General features: G+C 66.1%; 17 protein-coding genes and 2 tRNA genes. 12 read left to right on the top strand and 7 right to left on the bottom strand.

Annotation, left to right across the window (positions count from 1 at the left end; all coding sequences use genetic code 11):
• The first annotated feature begins 34 nt into the window (after window positions 1-34).
• Window positions 35-1,876 carry an HNH endonuclease signature motif containing protein gene (locus tag N2K95_RS12995; protein ID WP_260651866.1) on the top strand — a complete coding sequence of 614 codons (1,842 nt, stop codon included), beginning with the start codon at window positions 35-37 and terminating at the stop codon, window positions 1,874-1,876.
• A 278-nt stretch (window positions 1,877-2,154) separates the two neighbouring features.
• Window positions 2,155-2,403 carry a hypothetical protein gene (locus tag N2K95_RS12990; RefSeq protein ID WP_260651865.1) on the top strand — a complete coding sequence of 83 codons (249 nt, stop codon included), beginning with the start codon at window positions 2,155-2,157 and terminating at the stop codon, window positions 2,401-2,403.
• Window positions 2,404-2,499: 96 nt separating this feature from the next.
• Here the strand turns inward: N2K95_RS12990 and N2K95_RS12985 are convergent, their stop codons facing one another.
• Window positions 2,500-2,940, bottom strand: a complete 441-nt coding sequence (locus N2K95_RS12985) for a hypothetical protein (RefSeq protein ID WP_260651864.1) — start codon at window positions 2,938-2,940, stop codon at window positions 2,500-2,502.
• Window positions 2,940-4,118, bottom strand: a complete 1,179-nt coding sequence (locus N2K95_RS12980; RefSeq protein WP_260651863.1) for an amidohydrolase — start codon at window positions 4,116-4,118, stop codon at window positions 2,940-2,942. Before N2K95_RS12980 ends, N2K95_RS12985 begins: the two co-directional genes overlap by 1 nt.
• Before the next feature lie 158 nt (window positions 4,119-4,276).
• Between N2K95_RS12980 and N2K95_RS12975 the strand changes: the two genes are divergently transcribed.
• Together N2K95_RS12975 and N2K95_RS12970 are read left to right on the top strand one after the other, a co-directional pair.
• Complete coding sequence (locus N2K95_RS12975; protein WP_260651862.1) at window positions 4,277-5,566, top strand: glycosyltransferase 87 family protein; 1,290 nt, start codon at window positions 4,277-4,279, stop codon at window positions 5,564-5,566.
• Window positions 5,567-5,969: 403 nt separating this feature from the next.
• The gene (locus N2K95_RS12970) at window positions 5,970-7,868 is read left to right on the top strand and encodes a DEAD/DEAH box helicase (protein WP_313771089.1); all 1,899 of its coding nucleotides are present in this window, start codon (window positions 5,970-5,972) and stop codon (window positions 7,866-7,868) included.
• Window positions 7,869-7,999: 131 nt separating this feature from the next.
• Here the strand turns inward: N2K95_RS12970 and N2K95_RS12965 are convergent, their stop codons facing one another.
• Window positions 8,000-9,382, bottom strand: coding sequence for a protein kinase domain-containing protein (locus N2K95_RS12965; RefSeq protein ID WP_260651861.1), 1,383 nt, complete (start codon window positions 9,380-9,382; stop codon window positions 8,000-8,002).
• A 175-nt stretch (window positions 9,383-9,557) separates the two neighbouring features.
• Here N2K95_RS12965 and N2K95_RS12960 point away from each other — a divergent pair.
• The 8 genes from N2K95_RS12960 to N2K95_RS12925 all read left to right on the top strand — a co-directional run bounded on the left by N2K95_RS12960 (window position 9,558) and on the right by N2K95_RS12925 (window position 13,828).
• A tRNA-Thr gene (locus tag N2K95_RS12960) sits at window positions 9,558-9,629 on the top strand.
• 75 nt (window positions 9,630-9,704) lie between these two features.
• Window positions 9,705-9,778: transfer RNA gene (locus N2K95_RS12955), tRNA-Met, on the top strand.
• Window positions 9,779-10,008: 230 nt separating this feature from the next.
• Entirely contained in the window at window positions 10,009-10,575 is a 567-nt protein-coding gene (locus N2K95_RS12950) for a type 1 glutamine amidotransferase domain-containing protein (RefSeq protein ID WP_260651860.1), read from the top strand.
• Between the two features lie 81 nt (window positions 10,576-10,656).
• Complete coding sequence (locus N2K95_RS12945) at window positions 10,657-11,604, top strand: DUF2797 domain-containing protein (protein WP_313771088.1); 948 nt, start codon at window positions 10,657-10,659, stop codon at window positions 11,602-11,604.
• A 31-nt stretch (window positions 11,605-11,635) separates the two neighbouring features.
• Window positions 11,636-11,875, top strand: a complete 240-nt coding sequence (locus N2K95_RS12940) for a hypothetical protein (RefSeq protein WP_260651858.1) — start codon at window positions 11,636-11,638, stop codon at window positions 11,873-11,875.
• A complete protein-coding gene (locus N2K95_RS12935; protein ID WP_260651857.1) occupies window positions 11,872-12,321 on the top strand; it encodes a MaoC family dehydratase N-terminal domain-containing protein in 450 nt (149 codons plus the stop codon). The genes N2K95_RS12940 and N2K95_RS12935 overlap by 4 nt, the downstream gene beginning before the upstream one ends.
• A 5-nt stretch (window positions 12,322-12,326) precedes the next feature.
• Window positions 12,327-12,758, top strand: a complete 432-nt coding sequence (locus tag N2K95_RS12930) for a MaoC family dehydratase (protein WP_255790585.1) — start codon at window positions 12,327-12,329, stop codon at window positions 12,756-12,758.
• A gap of 5 nt (window positions 12,759-12,763) precedes the next feature.
• A complete protein-coding gene (locus N2K95_RS12925) occupies window positions 12,764-13,828 on the top strand; it encodes a UDP-N-acetylmuramate dehydrogenase (protein WP_260653807.1) in 1,065 nt (354 codons plus the stop codon).
• 51 nt (window positions 13,829-13,879) lie between these two features.
• On the opposite strand, the gene N2K95_RS12920 is transcribed toward N2K95_RS12925, so the two are convergent.
• From N2K95_RS12920 to N2K95_RS12905, 4 genes are all read right to left on the bottom strand, one after another.
• Window positions 13,880-14,311: a hypothetical protein gene (locus tag N2K95_RS12920; RefSeq protein ID WP_260651856.1), complete on the bottom strand. Its 432-nt coding sequence runs from the start codon at window positions 14,309-14,311 to the stop codon at window positions 13,880-13,882.
• Window positions 14,312-14,477: 166 nt separating this feature from the next.
• Entirely contained in the window at window positions 14,478-15,563 is a 1,086-nt protein-coding gene (asd, locus tag N2K95_RS12915; RefSeq protein WP_260653806.1) for an aspartate-semialdehyde dehydrogenase, read from the bottom strand.
• A gap of 73 nt (window positions 15,564-15,636) precedes the next feature.
• The gene (locus N2K95_RS12910; RefSeq protein ID WP_260651855.1) at window positions 15,637-16,323 is read right to left on the bottom strand and encodes a dihydrofolate reductase; all 687 of its coding nucleotides are present in this window, start codon (window positions 16,321-16,323) and stop codon (window positions 15,637-15,639) included.
• Window positions 16,324-16,333: 10 nt separating this feature from the next.
• Window positions 16,334-17,137 (bottom strand): thymidylate synthase, encoded by an 804-nt coding sequence (locus N2K95_RS12905; RefSeq protein WP_255790580.1) that lies wholly within the window; start codon window positions 17,135-17,137, stop codon window positions 16,334-16,336.
• Window positions 17,138-17,204: the final 67 nt, after the last annotated feature.

The raw sequence follows: 17,204 nt of genomic DNA, 5'->3' as shown, positions 1-17,204 counted from the left end.
CGGGAATGTCAGTGCCGGATGAAATTCTGAGGGTATGGATCAGCTCGGGAACACCGAACGGACAGCCGAAGAGCAGGGCAGTGAAGACCAGCAGTCGGCAGGGCAGACTGGTGAAGCGGATGCGTCCCGTAAGCCGTGCACACTGTCGGTGTATCGGGCTGAACTGACTGTCGAACCTGTCGGGACTGCTAATGCGGCCGAGGGCAAATCCGTCGCCGCACCAGCTGATCCCGGAGCTGCCACAGCTCATGAGAACGACGCGGAAGCCGGCACCCAGCCAGCCGACAATCCCGTTCCCGAGGGAGGGTCTGCCCCTTCCGGAGCTTCAGCCTCTAACCCCGATTCCGCGGCCGCCACAGCCGCCGCTTCCGAGGGCGATAGTCCTACCGAAGGGTACCCGGACGGGTTTACCGGAACACTGGCCCTGCAGAACCTCGAATCCTTTGACGAGCAAGCGGTCGGCGAAGCTCTGTCCCGGATGGCGCATGCGATGTCCTGGGTGCAGGCGCAGGAGGCCCGCTTGATCAACCGGATGAAGGATATTTTCCAGGACAGCTTTCACGTCGCGTCGGGGCGGCTTGAACCGGGGATGGCGTTCAGTCTTGCGGCGTCTGAATGCGCCGCCATCCTGAACCTTCCGCAGGTCACGGCCCAACGCCTGATGTTTGAGGCCGGCATGCTGTGCGGGACCCATGCCGCGACCCTGGCCGGTCTGGAAGAAGGTCGGCTGTCCTACCAGCATGCGCAGGTCGTGCTGGATCAGTGCCAGAACATACCCGATGCGGTGCTTCCGGAATTCGAGGCGGACCTGCTGAAGGCTGCGGAGGGGAAGACCCGGGCCCAGTTTGCCTGCAAGGCCCGCCGGCTGCGCGAAACCAAGTTTCCGGACACGATCACCAAACGGCATCTGACGGCGTTCGAGCTGCGCAAGGTCACTCTGGACCGGGAAGAAGACGGCATGTCCTGCCTGTCCGCCCACCTTCGGGCCGAGGAAGCCCAGCAGATCTACACCACCTTGAGTACCGCCGCCCGTGGTGAGCAGGCAGCCGGGGATTCCCGGAACACGGATCAGCTGCGTGCGGACATCCTGGCCCAGCTGCTGATGGGCGGCCTCGGCTCGACGCGGGCAGGTGCAGTTGGCAGCGACGAGGTCCATAAAGGGACCAGCCGGGCGGGGCGCGTTACCGGCCCAGCCCCAGCGCGGCCCGGCGGAGCGGGCGGTGGGGCAGCCGGGACGGCAAGCGCCGGCAGGACCGGCTGCGATGAAACAGGAATCATTCCGCGGGCGGAAATCATGGTCCTTATCAATGCTGAAACCCTCTTCGGAGCCGATGACCAGCCCGCCGAACTGCACGGTTACGGTCCCATCAGTGCCGAAGCTGCCCGCAGGCTGGCCCGGAACGCCACCGGCTGGACCGGCCTGGCGCAGGATCCGCAGACGGGAGAGATCCTCGGAGTAGGACGGCGCAGAAAGGTTCCGGCCGGGCTCCGCCGCTGGCTCCGGGCACGCGACGGAACCTGCAGGTTCCCCGGCTGCCGGGTCAGCACCGCGAACACGGACGTCGACCACACCGTCGATTGGGCGCAGGGTGGCCCAACGGACCACGGGAACCTGGAGCACCTTTGCCGACGGCACCACCGGTTCAAGACCATGGGCTACTGGACGGCCTCCCAACCGACCCCCGGAGTGATCGAGTGGACCTCACCGACCGGACGCGTCTACCGGACCGAACCGTTTCTGGAACTCGGACCACCGGATAGGTCACCGAATGGAGGCCGCGATCAACGCTGGGAACATTGCGGGGACCCCAACCAAGAGGATTCACAGCAACAGGATTCAGGGCAGACCGAACCGGAATCGGTGCCGCCGTTCTGAGCAGACACCATCCTGTGAGGCAGGCAGGCAGGCAGGCAGGCAGGCAGGCAGGCGCGCTGAGGTACGCGCAGGACGCAAGTACCGGTCGTGATGGCTGGGGAACTGAACGCGGCAGCCGCGACTTTTCCGGAGCAGAAGTCACGGACGACTTTTATCCCTCACGGCATCTGCCGGTGACGACAGTCCGTCTTCGGAAATTACTGTCAAATGGCTTTCCTGTGCCTTCCGATTACACCTTCTGCGCTGCTAACTTCGCACCTAAATAAAGTCATTGGAACTTGGAGAAGAAAATTATGAACCTCTTCGGAAACCGGGCCGCGAACCCGAGGCTAATCGTCAGGGAGATTTTCGCCAGCCATCCCGACCCCGACCAGGCTGCCGTAGCTTGGAGCAGGTCTGTTGCCCGGGAGGCAGGACTGGACCTGCAAAAGGACCAGGTTCGCCTGATTAGGGAGCTGCGTAAGCGGGACACAAGCCTCGATTTGGCTTGTGCAACCTTTATGGTTCAGGAAGCGGCTAGAAAATAAGAAGTAGGTTGGAGAGTTCTCCCCGGCATTGACGAATTTGGCCGACGGGAAAGCGCCCGGGGCATATCGTGCCGTTCAGGCTGAGCGGTTTCAGGTCTAGCGGGGCCTGCGGGCCTTACGCTTCTTCGGGTCGCGAAGCTGGAAATACTTGTTGCTCTGCGGCAGCCAGAGCAGCGCCGTGCAGGCCAGCAGCACCACGCCTACGGCTACGAGGGCCGGTCCGCGAAACAGGAACGGGAACCCGGCAATCACGCCGATGCTGCTGAGAGTTTCCCGGGCGCTGCGCTTACCCGAACGCAGCCGCAGCACGCTGTAGGCGCTGACTGCGGCGAGCACCAACGCAAGGATCCCCAGCAGGGTCAGCGCAGCACTGTCCTGATGCTGGGTCCGGGCCGAAACAATAAAGGAAACGCCCGCAACGGCAACCAGGAGGGCAGCCACCAGCCAGGCAGCCCCTGCAGCCCGGATAATGCCGGGCGGAGGAGTGCGCCACGGAGTAGTGGCCGGACCCGCGGATTTGCCTGAACCCGGTCCCATCAGCGCGGCGCCACAATCTGTTCGTGGGCGTCAAGGTCGTAGCGGTAGACCTCGCGGCCGCCGATCCACACCTTCAGCGCCCGCTGCATCACGTCCAGCGGATCGCCGCTCCACAGGACCAGATCCGCATCCTTGCCCGGTTCCAGCGAGCCGAGCCGGTCCGCAAGGCCCAGAACCCGAGCGGGATTGATGGTCACCGCACGCAGAGCCTCGTCGCGGTCCAGACCCTCCTTCACGGCCAGTGCGGCCTGGAAGATCAGGAAGTTGATGGGTACCACGGGATGGTCGGTGATGATGGAGATTTCCACTCCCGCTGCCGCCAGCTTCCCCGGATTGGCCATGCTGCGGCCCCGCAGCTCCACCTTCGAGCGGGTAGTGAACAGCGGGCCGATCAAAACCGGCACGCCCCGTTCGGCCAGTACATCGGCCAACAGGTGGGCCTCGGTCCCGTGGTCGAGCACCAGGTCATAGCCGAACTCCTCGGCGAGGCGCAGCGCAGTGCCGATGTCATCAGCGCGGTGGGCGTGCTGGCGCCACGGGATTTCCCGGCGCAGCACCATGGCCAGAGCCTCCAGATGAGGGTCGCGCATGTTCGGGTCGGCCTTGCCCAGATAGTTCTGCGCCTCCATAAACGCCTGCCGGATAACCATCGCCGTGCCCAGCCGGGTGGACGGGGTCTGCTTCTTGTCGCTGTAGATCCGCTTCGGGTTCTCGCCCAGCGCGGACTTCAGCCCGCTGGGCGCACGCAGCACCATTTCCTCCAGGTAGCGCCCGTGCGTGTGCAGGGCCACTGCCTGGCCGCCGATCGGGTTGCCGGATCCGGGATTGATGTTCGCGGTGGTCACTCCGCCGGCAAGGGCGTCGTCGAACCCCGTGTCAAAGGGATTCACGGCATCCAGCGCCCGGACCCCGGCCATCACGGGGTCCGTCATTTCGTTGGAATCATTGCCGGCCCAGCCTTCGCCCTCTTCATGCACGCCAAGGTGGGTATGCGCATCCACGAGCCCGGGCAGCAGCCACTGCCCGCCGGCGTCGAGCACCTCTGCGTCCCCGGGCACAACGACGTCGGGACCCAGCTCGCGGATCCGTCCGTCTTCGACGAGGACGGTGCCGTGGAAGGGGGCGCCCGTGACAGGAACCACGCGGGCGTTGGTGAGGGCAAGAAGCGCGGGGGACATCGAGGACCTTTCGCTTGCTGATCTGGTCCGGCCAGCCTATCGCCTGCCTTTGGACGGGGGAGGCAGGGCGGGCTGGCCGGTAGACTTGCCATGATCAATATCGCCGAACAACGCCATGCCGCGCCACGTGCGCGGCCGGCGTCTTTGCAGGGAGAACAATGGGCCAGATCCACCGATCCGCCTTCGTGCGGACCGTTGCGACCCTGGGGGCGCTGGCACTTGCCGGGCTGCTCGTATGGACAGCTTTCGACTTGTCGCCGCGCCACGGCCTCGACTTCAGTGTCTACCTTTCCGGCGGGCAGAGCGTCCTCGACGCCGCCGGGGAACTGTATACGAAGTCGGTCCAGTACGACGCCGACAGCAGCCTGCTCTTCACCTATCCGCCTTTCGCGGCGCTGGTCTTTGCCGTGCTGGCCCCGTTCGGCCAGAGCCTGGGGCTGAACATCTTCACCGGGATCTCCATCGCCATTGCCGCAGCCACCGCCGTCTGGGCAGTCCGCTATGTCTTCCGCCGCCGGGGCGCGGTGGACGTACTCCGCCACCCCTGGCTCCGGCCGCTGGCGATCGCCGGCACAGGGTTGATCGTGCTGTTCGGACCGTGGCGCGAAACGCAGGCCTTCGGGCAGATCAACATCCTGCTCTTCGGGCTGATCATGGCCGACTTCGTGATCAAGAAGGAGGGCTGGCCCACCGGCCTGCTGACCGGAGTGGCGGCCGGACTGAAGCTCACCCCGCTGGTGTTCGGCCTGTACTTCCTGGCTCGGGGCGACTGGCGCGGGCTGCGCAACATGACCTACGGCTTCCTTTCAACCTTCGCCCTGGGGTTCCTGATCCTCCCGCGCGAATCACGCACCTACTGGCTGGACCTGCTGCCGGACACCTCACGGATCGGCGGGGCCGGCTACGTGGACAACCTCTCCATCAAGGGTGCGATCCTGCACTTCGGCGGCCCGGATTTCCCCGTCGATCTTCCGTGGCTGGTGCTGTCCCTGGCGGCCGTTGCTGCTACGGCCGTCATCATCCGCATTGCCGGCAACCGCGGACAGACCTTCACCGCGCTGGCCGCCGCCGCACTGCTGATGCTGCTCATTTCCCCCGTGTCCTGGTCCCACCACTGGGTCTGGGTGGCCCTCTTCATCCCCGTCCTGGCACGGAACCTCATGGACCTCGGCCCCGGGCAGCGGAAGCTGCGGATCGCGGGCCTCATCCTGCTCGCATCCTCGCTGGTCATCTTCATCTACTCACCCAAGACAATCGGCGAGCTGTTCAACGCGCCTAACCTGGACTCCCAGCTGCCCGAGCCGTGGCTGATGGCTTCCAGCATCGGTGTCTTCTGGGGCATCGGACTGCTGGCCTGGTGGCTGGCGGGGTACTGGGGCAGCCGCCCGCGCCAGTGGTGGCGCAACAACCCGCCCGAGCTGCTGCGCGCCCCGGAGCCGCAGCCCTAGACTGCCGGGGAAGGTCCATCCGCGGGGACTGGCCGGAGACTGTTGGAAGGGCCTGTGCCCAAGGTCACCGCTCCCGACCACGTGCCCGACGCCGGGATGCCGTACACTGGAAAACATCCCCCACTCCGGTATTCCCTTATTTTCCTGCGGTTCATCGAGATTTTCATCGAAAATCACCACCGAAACCCGTACGGTACGTTGTGTTGGGGCCCGCATTTCTTATGCGGGCAGATTCATCTTTTGGGGAGCGCCGGCAAAGAAATCGTCACACCGGTCGTAGACACAATCCAGTGAAATCGGCCCACAGCTGTGACGGAAAGTCCTGCCTGGGATTGCAACAGCGCCGGACTTACGTCCCGCAGCCTCTTGGTTGCCTGGTCCCCGATTGAATGAGGATTACCTCTTGTCTGAAGCCACGCTGGAAAACACCAACGTCGAAAATGCCGCTCCCGAAACCGAAGAGAACACAGTGCTGTTCAGTGACTTCGGATTGGACGAGCGCGTCCTGGCAGCCCTGAAGGATGTCGGCTACGTAACGCCGTCTCCCATCCAGGCAGCTACCATCCCCCTGCTGCTCGAAGGCCGCGACGTCGTCGGCCTGGCCCAGACGGGTACCGGCAAGACCGCGGCATTCGCGGTTCCCGCCCTGTCCCTGCTCGCCGGCCGCCCGGCAACCAAGGACACCCAGGTCCTGGTGCTTGCACCGACCCGTGAACTGGCCCTGCAGTCTGCAGAAGCCTTCACCTCCTACGCAGTCCACATGGATGGCATCACCGTGCTTCCCGTGTACGGCGGTTCCGCCTACGGCCCCCAGCTCAACGGCCTCCGCCGCGGCGCCCAGGTTGTTGTTGGCACCCCCGGCCGTGTGATTGACCACATCGCCAAGGGTTCCCTGAACCTGTCCAACCTCGAGTACCTGGTGCTCGATGAGGCTGACGAAATGCTGCGCATGGGCTTCGCCGAAGACGTGGAGCAGATTCTTTCCTCCACTCCGGCGAGCAAGCAGGTTGCCCTGTTCTCCGCCACCATGCCGCCGGCCATCCGCAAGATTGCCAAGAAGTACCTGAACAACGCTGCGGAAATCACGGTCAAGTCCAAGACCACCACCGGTGCCAACACCCGCCAGCGCTATGTGCAGGTCATGGGCCCGCACAAGCTCGATGCAATGACCCGCATCCTGGAAACCGAAGAGTTCGACGGCGTTATCGCGTTCGTCCGGACCAAGGCTGCCACCGAAGACCTGGCTGACAAGCTCAAGGACCGCGGCTACAACGCCGCCGCCATCAACGGCGACATCCCGCAGCAGCAGCGCGAACGCACGGTCGAGGCCCTCCGCGACGGCAAGATCGACATCCTGGTTGCCACGGATGTTGCCGCCCGAGGCCTCGACGTCGAGCGCATCAGCCACGTCGTCAACTACGACATCCCGCACGACACGGAGTCCTACGTCCACCGCATCGGCCGCACCGGCCGTGCAGGACGCACCGGCGACGCCATCCTGTTCATGACCCCGCGCGAGAAGTACCTGCTGCGGGCCATTGAAAAGGCAACCCGCCAGCCGGTGGAGCACATGCAGCTCCCCAGCGTCGACGTTGTCAACGAGAAGCGCCTGGCCAAGTTCTCCGAGAAGATCACGGAAACCCTCGGTTCCGAGGACATCGCGGTGTTCCGGGACCTGGTGACCAAGTACCTGGCCGAGCACGAAGTTCCCGCCGAAGACGTTGCAGCAGCCCTGGCCGTCATGGCCCAGGGTGGCCGCGACCTGCTGCTGCGGGAAATCCCGGTGGCTCCGGCCCGCCAGCGCGAGCGTTCCGAAGGCCGCAACGACGGCGTCGGCTCCCGCGGCCCGACGCGCCCGCTGACCGAAGGCAATGCAACGTACCGCATCGCCGTCGGCCGTCGCCAGCGCGTCCTGCCCGGCTCGATTGTCGGCGCCATTGCCAACGAGGGCGGCCTGTCCTCCGCACAGATCGGCGGCATCGATATCCGTGCCGACCACACCCTGGTGGAGCTGCCCGCTGACCTGTCCAAGGATCAGCTGCGCGCCCTGTCCCGCACCCGGATCGGCGGCGAGCTGATCCACCTCGAGCTGGACAAGGGCCGCAAGCCGGCCCGCGAGCGTGAAGGCGGCGGCAGCTTCAACGACCGCGCCGACCGCGGCGGCTTCAAGAAGGATTTCAAGAAGCGCGACGGCGAGCGTTCCTTCGGGGACCGCGGCAGCGACCGCCCGTTCAAGAAGCGTGAAGGCGGCTTCCGCGACGCAGCCGCCACCGGTGCCCGCAAGCCCCGCTTCCGCGACTAGGAAGCAGCGGCGCCCGTAGCCTAAGGCGCCGCACCGCAGTTCCGGACAATAAGAAGGGCGCCTCCCGAAGCGGGAGGCGCCCTTCTTATTTTGTTTGTCCGGGTGGTTGTTTGTCCGGTTGACTCGTCCGGCTACTGCCCGGCCGCGCCGGCACGGCGGCTCTCGAGGCGCATTTCCAGGTCGTTCATGACAATCGCGGCCAGGTCCGAGAGGGTTGCCTCGTCCTCGGGGGAGAAAGTCCGAGGCTTCGTATCCAGGATGCAGAACGTGCCCAGGTTGAACCCGTCACTGGTCTGCAGCGGAACGCCTGCGTAGAACTGCAGGCCGAAGTCCCCGGCCACCAGCGGGTTGGCCAGCGTCCTCGAATCCCGCCGGGCATCGTCGACCACATAGACGCCGTCCTGCAGGATGGCAGAGGCGCACAGGCCCGGGTCCCGGCCGATCTCGACCGCTTCGGTGCCGTGGTGGGACTTGAACCAGATCCGGTCCGTGTCCACCACGCTGACGATGGCCACCGGGACGTCGAAGAGCCGGGATGCCAGCGCAGTGACCCGGTCGAAGGCACCGTCCGGGGGAGTGTCCAGCAGCTCGTAGCGGCGCACCGCATCCATGCGCTGCGCTTCATCGGCGGGCAGGATTTCCGGATTCACCCGGTGCCGGCCGCGTGCGGCGACGATCATGTCATAGAGGACCTGGGACACGTCATGGGCGCTGGGGCGCTCTGCGGCGTCCTGTGCGGTCATGGCCCGCAGCAGGGGTTGCCAGTCAGAACCAAGCTCCAACGGGATCTCAGGGTCCCTCAGGAGGCGTGCGAGGGCGCTTTCCAGGGCGGGACCGGGGAAGGCGGGTTTCCCGGTGAGGCACTGCAGCAGCACCAGGCCCAGGGAATAGACATCGCTCCACGGGCCGGCCTGTTCTCCACGGGCCTGCTCGGGGCTCATGAACGCCGCGGTGCCGGAGAACGTGCCGTGCTGTGACTGCGGATCATTGGCCACGAGGGCAACACCGAAGTCGGTGAGTTTGGCCCGGATGCGGGCATCGGCGCTGCGGTAGTCGAACAGCATGATATTCGCGGGCTTTACGTCCCGGTGCACCACGCCGTTGTCGTGGATGTACTCCAGGCCGATGGCGAGGTCATACCCCAGTAGGGCGGCCTGCCGGCGGGGCAGCGTGCCCTCTTTCAGCCGCTCGCGCAGGTCCAGGCCCTGGACAAGTTCCATCACAAGATAAATCAGCGGCGAGTCCGGGTCGGAGGAGTCGGACCCGGCATCCAGCAGGGTGACCAGGCTGTGGTGGTTCAGGCGCGCCAGGATCTTGGCCTCGGCGTCGCTGCGCCGAAGGTCCACGTCGCTGGTGGCCGACGGGCGGATGATCTTCACCGCTACGTCGCGGCCGAGGAATTCATCTTTGGCCCGGTGGACGGTGCCCATGGCACCTGCCCCGATCTGATTCAGGAGCCGGTATCTTCCACCCAGGAAGAGGCCGTCTGAAACGTGGTTCGGCACTATGCTCACGTGCCCTCGCTTTCTCGTAGCATAAGCATACTGACAAAATGGTGTCCGGGCTTACTTTGGGACCGTCGCGGACCGTGTGTCGGAGGGTCGGAAAAGTGTCGCTGGTCACCTTTCCCGGATATGGCACGTTTCGATTTCATGTTCCCGAAAAGTGCTGGTAGAGTTTTATGTCGTTGCCCCGATAGCTCAGTGGTAGAGCGCCATCTTGGTAAGATGGAGGTCCCGGGATCGATTCCCGGTCGGGGCTCTCAATGGGAGGGCCCGCGTTGCTAAGGCTGTTTGTTTTGCAGAGGCCTAGGTAGGGCGGGCTTCACTCATTTATGGCGGTGTAGCTCAGTTGGTTAGAGCGCACGACTCATAATCGTGAGGTCGGGAGATCGAGCCTCCCCACCGCTACGGACAAACCCCCGGAATCCTAGGATTCCGGGGGTTTTTTCGTTGCCCAGGCCCGCCCCAGGCCCGCCCGGTCCCGCTCGCCGGAAGCTCCATAAGGTTGCTTACCAATGCCGGTTTTCCATAGGGTGGCCATAGCGGGAACCGGAAGGTTTCCGGATCCAGGCACCACCACCGTAGAAGCACCGCTGCGGCTGAATGTTTCCGCCGCAGCTGAAACGAACGGAGTTCCCATGGCAGAGCACGACATTTCCGGCAAGAAGGTAGCTTTCCTCCTCACCGACGGCGTGGAGCAGATTGAGCTGACCAGCCCTTGGGAAGCGGTGAAGAGCGCCGGCGGACAGCCGGTCCTCGTGTCCCCGAAGAAGGGCACCGTCCAGGGGTTTGACGGCATGGACAAGGGTGAAACCTTCACTGTCGACCTGGACGTGGCCGACGCAGACGCGAGCGACTTCGACGCGCTGGTCCTGCCCGGCGGCGTCGTCAACGCCGACTTCCTCCGCGTGGACAAGAACGCCCAGCAGTTTGCCCGTGCCTTCTTCGAGGCGCACAAGCCCGTCGCTTCCATCTGCCACGGCCCGTGGCTGCTGATCGAGGCCGGCGTCGTCAAGGGACGCGATCTGACGTCCTACCACACGCTGGCAACGGACCTGCGGAACGCCGGCGCAAACTGGACCGACGAGGAAGTGGTGGTGGACCAGGGCTTCGTCACCAGCCGCAACCCGGACGATCTGCCGGCCTTCAACGACAAGCTCGTTGAGGAAATCGCAGAAGGGGAACACGCGGGCCAGCACGCCTGACGCCTCCCAAAACACCGCCGAAGGGTGGGGTAACGTGAAAAACGTTATCCCACCCTTTTGGCGTTTTCCGGGAGGTCCACCTTGCCCGCAGCCGGGAGCACCGCAGCGTCCGCCGATGCCGGCAGGTTCCTGTGCTCGGGGACGTCCTGGGACTCCTCCGGACCGAATCTGGCACTGCACCTGCCCGACGGGACGCCCTCCAGGCAGCGGCTTTCCCCGGGCACCGAACTCCGGTTCCGTGTCCTGACGGACACCAACGGGAACGGGAAGTTCTGCCTTGGCTCCTGGCAGGTGAACGACGGCGTCCAGTCCCACACGCCCTGTCCCGGACAGGCTCCTGCCGAGCGCGGTTATCAGTGCAGCAGCTGCTTCATCCGCGACGAGGTGCGCGGCATCCACAACAGCCACCGTGTGGACAACATCCCCGAGGCGCTGCGCCGCTACCTGGAGCAGCCGCACTGGCTGTACGTGGCCACGTTCGCCGACGGGTCCACCAAGGTCGGCACTGCCGCGGACGGACGCAAACAGCTCCGCCTGATCGAGCAGGGGGCGGTCTGCGCCCGGTACGTTGCCCGGGCCGGCGACGGCATGGTGGTGCGGGTGCTGGAAGACGCAGTCACCGCCGTAGTGGGTCTGCAGCAGGCAGTCCGGGCTGGAACCAAAACGGCAGCGCTGACCCGCCCGCTGGCCGCCGGGGAACTGGATGCACGCAACGCCGAAGCTGCCGAGTCGGTGCGGACCATGCTGGCGGACACGGGGGTTACCGGGTTCCGGACGGCCGACGAAGTCTGGGAGGCGCCGGCCCAATTCGCCACCGTCCTGGAAACGCCGTGTGAACTGTATCCATGCGATCCCGGAGCCGGGGAGCACGGCATGGTCATATCGGCGGTCCTGGGCGCCACGGCGCTGGTCCGGGTGGACGGCGAGGAGACCCTGTTCGCCGCGGATCTGTCCCGGCTGAAGGGCCGACGGCTGGAGTACGGCCCCTTCCGTACCGCGGTCCCGGCGCTGCAGGCCGCGCTGTTCTAAGCCGCCCCGGCCGCCCCTGTATTCTGAAGACATGCTAAATACCCCCTGGGAAACCGGTTCGCCCCTGTACCGGAAACTTGTCCTGAGCGCCCTGGCCATCAGCGGCGCCGGGGTGCTGCTAGTACTCCTGGGAGCGGTCCTGGACAACCAAGTCCTGATGTACATTGCCCTTCCCCTGATTGTGGTGGGCCTGAGCACACACCTGACCGGCATGGTGGTCCGCGCCAAGGACACCCGGCGCCGTATCAAGGGCATGGAAGGCAACAAATGAGCATCAACCCCGAACTCCTGGGCCGCACCTACCCGGCAGGGGCGGCATACTCCGTGGGCCGCGAAAAGATCCGCGAATTCGCCACGGCCGTCAAAGCCACGCACCCGGCCCACTTCGACGTCGCCCGTGCGCAGGAGCTGGGCTACGCCGACCTTGTCGCCCCGCCCACGTTCGCCATCATTGTTGCCCAGCGTGCCGATGCACTGCTGGTCGCCGATCCCGAGGCCGGCATTGACTTCTCCCGGGTGGTCCACGCCGACCAGCGCTTCACCCACCACCGGCCTATCGTGGCCGGAGACGAACTGGTGGCCGAGCTGCACGTGGACGCCGTCCGGGCGATGGGCGACGGCGCCCTGATCACCACCCGCGCGGAGATCTCCACGACCGAGGGCGAGCAGGTAGCCACCACCCTTTCATCCATCCTCGTCCGCGGAGAGGGGCAGTAACCGCTATGTCCATTGCACTGAGTGAACTGTCCAAGGGCAGCGAGATCGGTTCCACCGCGCTGGAAATCTCCCGCGCGGACCTGATCCGCTACGCCGGTGCCTCCGGCGACTTCAACCCCATCCACTGGAACGAGCGCTTCGCGCGCGGGGTGGAACTGCCCGGCGTCATTGCACACGGCATGTTCACCATGGGCACCGCCGTCCAGCTGGTGACCGACTGGATCGGAGACCCGGGAGCGGTGATCGATTACCAGACGCGCTTCACCCGGCCCGTCCTGGTGGAGGACATCGACGGCGCCCCCGGGGCGGTCGTGGAGGTGGTGGGAGTTATCGGAGCCATCGACGCGGACAACTCGACGGCACGCGTTGACCTCACGGTGACGTTCAACGGCCAGAAGGTACTGGTCAAGGCCCAGGCAGTGGTGCGGATCTGGTGACAGCATTGACCCGGATGCCGCTGGCCTCCCTGACCACGGCACGCGTCGGCGGCCCCGCCCGCCGCTACCTCGAGGCGGAAACCGAAGACGAACTGATCATCTCCGTCCGCGCCGCGGATGAAGCGGGGGAGCCCCTGCTGATCATCGGCGGCGGCTCCAACCTGCTGATTTCCGACGAAGGATTCGACGGCGCCGTCATCCACATCGCCAGCCGCGGCCTGGACCTCCGGGAGGCCGGCGACGGCACGGCCGTCCTGCGTGCCGAGGCGGGGCACCCGTGGGACGAACTGGTCGCGTACACGCTGTCGCAGGGCTACTCCGGCCTGGAGGCGCTGTCCGGCATTCCCGGACTGGCCGGCGCGACGCCGGTGCAGAACGTGGGTGCCTACGGCGCCGACGTCTCGCAGTCCATCACTTCGGTGCGCGCCTGGGACCGCACCGAGCGCACGGTGGTGGAATTCGCCAATGCCGATCTGGGATTCGGGTACCGGGACTCGGTGCTCAAACGCAGCACGGTCAACGGCTCGCCCCGCTACGTGGTTCTGACCGTGGAGTTTGCCCTCACCAAGGGATCCACCAGCGCCCCCGTCCGCTACGCCGAGCTGGCACGGGCACTGGGCGTGGATATCGGCGAACGCGCCGACGCCGTGGACGTGCGCCGCGAGGTCCTGCAGCTGAGGGCAGGCAAGGGTATGGTCCTGGATGCTTCGGACCCGGACACCTACAGCACCGGTTCCTTCTTCACGAACCCCATCGTGGACGAAGCAGCGGCGGCACAACTGCCCGCCGACGCTCCCCGCTACCCCGTGGCGGAGCCCGGCAGGGTGAAGCTCAGCGCGGCCTGGCTCATCAGCCACGCCGGTTTCCGCAAGGGCTTCGGACTGGCACCGGAAGACGGGACCGGCGGGCGGGCTTCACTGTCCACCAAGCACACCCTGGCTGTGACGAACCGCGGGGAGGCCACTGCCGAAGACCTGCTGGTGGTCGCCCGGGCGGTCGCGTCCGGCGTGGAGAAGGCTTTCGGCATCCGGCTCCACCCCGAGCCGCTGCTGGTGAACTGCGCGCTCTAATGAGGCCCGCTGCCGGGCCGGCAGGGATGCGCCGCAGCACAAGCTGCAGGATTACTCCCGTGCCGGTCGCTTCCGCGCCTGCGCGGCGGCTGCCCGTGCCCTCCGGATGGCAGGACTGTCCCGGCGTGCGTCCAGCAGGCAGCTGTTGCACAGCCACTGGATGAGCCGCGGTGTCAGGGCCACCTGGGTCCGCCGGTCCTGCAGGTCCGGCAGGAGCCACTCCGGTTCGAGGAAGCCGCTGAGGGCATAGACGAGCTCGTGGGCGCCGAACAGCCGGGCAAAGGCCGCCTCCGGCTCAAGGCTCCGCTCAAGCGCCAGCAGCGCCCGGTCCTCCGCACCGAGGATGCCGGACCCCTCGGCTTCCAGATACCGGCGAAGCTGCAGGGCCACGCGGAGATAGCGGGCCCGGGTGGGGGTCTGCTTCCCGACACAGCTGAAGGTGAAGAAAGTGTTGAGGATGGCATCCACGCTTTGCTGCTCCATGCGGACACCATGCCACCCGGCACTGACAATTTGAGGCGCTGTTGGTTAAGCCACCAACCGGTCCTCGGCGCTACCGCCCGTCACATCGCCGCCGGTTCCGCCATCGCCCCTTAACCCGGACCGGGCCCGCTTCCCGAAGGAGGCGGACCCGGTGGGGAAGGGAAAATCAGAGGTTGCCGGTGGCGATGCGCAGCATCCGGCGCAGCGGCTCGGCAGCGCCCCAGAGCAGCTGGTCTCCGATGGTGAACGCGCTGATGTACTCCGGCCCCATTTCCAGCTTGCGGATGCGGCCCACGGGGATGTCCAGCGTGCCCGTCACCGCCACCGGAGTCAGCTCGGCCATGGTGGCTTCCTTGGTGTTGGGCACCACCTTGGACCACTCGTTGTCCGCGTCGATGATCTTTTCGATCTCGGCCACGGAGAGGTCCTCGGTCAGCTTCAGGGTCAGGGCCTGCGAGTGGGAGCGCATGGCACCGATCCGCACGCACAGCCCGTCGAACGGAATCCGTCCGTCGGCCCCGCGGCCCAGGATCTTGTTGGTCTCCGCCCCGCCCTTCCACTCTTCCTTGGACATGCCGTTCCCCAGATCCGCATCGATCCACGGGATGACGGATCCCGCCAGCGGCACGCCGAACTGGGAGGAGTCCATGGACGGGTTTTTCTGCTGGGCCAGGACCGCACGGTCAATCTCCAGGATGGCCGAGGCCGGATCGGCGAGGTTGGGCGCCACCGCAGCGTTGAGCGCTCCGAACTGGTTGAGCAGTTCGCGCATATGCCGGGCGCCGCCGCCGGAGGCCGCCTGGTAGGTCATGGACGTACCCCACTCGACCAGGCCGTTGCGGAACAGTCCGCCCAGGCCCATCAGCATGCAGGACACCGTGCAGTTGCCGCCCACGAAATTCTTCACGCCGCGGGCCAGTCCGGCGTCGATGACCTCGCGGTTCACCGGGTCCAGCACGATGATGGCGTCGTCTTCCATCCGCAGCGTGGAAGCGGCGTCGATCCAGATGCCGTCCCAGCCCGCTGCGCGCAGCTTCGGGAAGATTTCCGCCGTGTACTCCCCGCCCTGGGCGGTGACGATGATCGGCAGCTTGGCCAGCGCGTCGACGTCGTACGCATCCTGCAGCGGCCCGGCACCTGTTGCGAAGGCCGGCGCGTCGCCGCCGGCGTTGGAGGTCGAGAAGAACACCGGGTTGATCAGGTCAAAGTCGCCTTCGTCCTGCATGCGCTGCATCAGGACGGAGCCGACCATGCCGCGCCAGCCGATGAAACCCGCAGTGGGAATGCCTGCAGGGGAAACGGGGGAAGAAGTCATGGTTTCCACTCTAAGCCAGCGGTGCGGCTGCGTCTGCGTTGTCTGCGTCACGGCCGGCGGCCTCGCGGTTCCGGGTCCAGAGGGCAATCCGGTACCGGGTGCCGTTGGCGGACGTGTACCAATCGGCGGCCGGGCTGACGCCGGTGAAGGTCCAGTCCGGTCCCAGGGGAGGGGCGAAGGTGTCGCCTTCGGTTTCCAGATCGATGACCGTCACCACCGCGGTGTTGGCCAGCGGAACGGCAGCCTCATACAGCTGCGCGCCGCCGATGATCCAGATCTCCCCGCTGCCGGGACTGGTGCCGGCAGCCGCCAGGGCATCCTCCAATGAGTCGACGACGACGGTGCCGGCCCCTGCTGCTTCGTCCCGCAGCTCGGAGCTGGAGGACACAATGATGTTGGTCCGGCCGGGCAGCGGACGGTACGCCGCGGGGAAGGACTCCCAGGTCCGGCGGCCCATGATCACCGGGTGTCCCGACGTCGTGGCCTTGAAATGCGCCATGTCCTCCGGCAGGTGCCACGGCATGCCGCCGTCGCGCCCGATGACGCCGTCGACGGTCTGGGCCCACACCAGGCCGATCAGCGGCTCTCCGTCGGGTACCGTGCCGTGCCCGGCGAGGACCTGCTCCAGGTCCTCGCCGTCCCGGGCTGCGCCGCCCACGGGGTAGTAGCGGGTGGGGATGGGTGCTGGGGAGCTCATGCAGGTCCTCTCAGACGGCAATCGGCGCTTTGATGCCGGGGTGGTGCCGGTAGTTGAGGACCTCGAAGTCCTCCAGGGTGTAGTCGAAGATGCTCTCGGGGGTGCGGCGGATGCGCAGCTGGGGATACGGGAAGGGCTCCCGGCTGAGCTGTTCGCGGACCTGGTCCACATGGTTGTCGTAAATGTGGACGTCTCCGCCGCTCCAGACGAATTCGCCGGGCTCCAGCCCGGTCTGCTGGGCGACCATCAGCGTCAGAAGCGCGTAGGAGGCGATGTTGAACGGAACGCCGAGGAAGGTATCCGCTGAACGCTGGTACAGCTGGCAGGACAGCTTCCCGTCCGCGACGTAGAACTGGAAGAGGGCGTGGCAGGGCGGCAGGGCCATGTTCTCGACCTCGGCCGGGTTCCAGGCCGTGACGATGTGGCGGCGGGAATCCGGGTTCTTCCTGATTCCTTCCACCAGCTTCGCGATCTGGTCAATGTGCCCGCCGTCCGGGGTGGGCCAGGAACGCCACTGCACGCCGTAGACCGGGCCCAGCTCGCCGTCGTCGTCCGCCCATTCGTCCCAGATGCTCACGCCGCGCTCCTGCAGCCAGCGGACATTGGAGTCGCCGCGCAGGAACCAGAGCAGCTCAAGGGCAACGGACTTGAAGTGCACCCGCTTGGTGGTGATCAGCGGAAAGGATTCGCTCAGGTCAAAGCGCATCTGGCGGCCGAACACGCTGCGCGTGCCGGTGCCGGTGCGGTCCGACTTCTGCGTTCCGTTGGCCATGACATCGCGCAGCAGGTCTTCATAGGGGGTAGGAATACTCACCCCGCCAGTCTAGAACAGGTCAGTCCGAGGGCTGCCGGAATGCGACGGCGGCCACAGCACCCGGCGC

Source organism: Arthrobacter zhaoxinii (genome assembly GCF_025244925.1).
Lineage (GTDB): Bacteria > Actinomycetota > Actinomycetes > Actinomycetales > Micrococcaceae > Arthrobacter_B > Arthrobacter_B zhaoxinii.
This window is presented reverse-complemented; position numbering and strand designations above follow the sequence as displayed.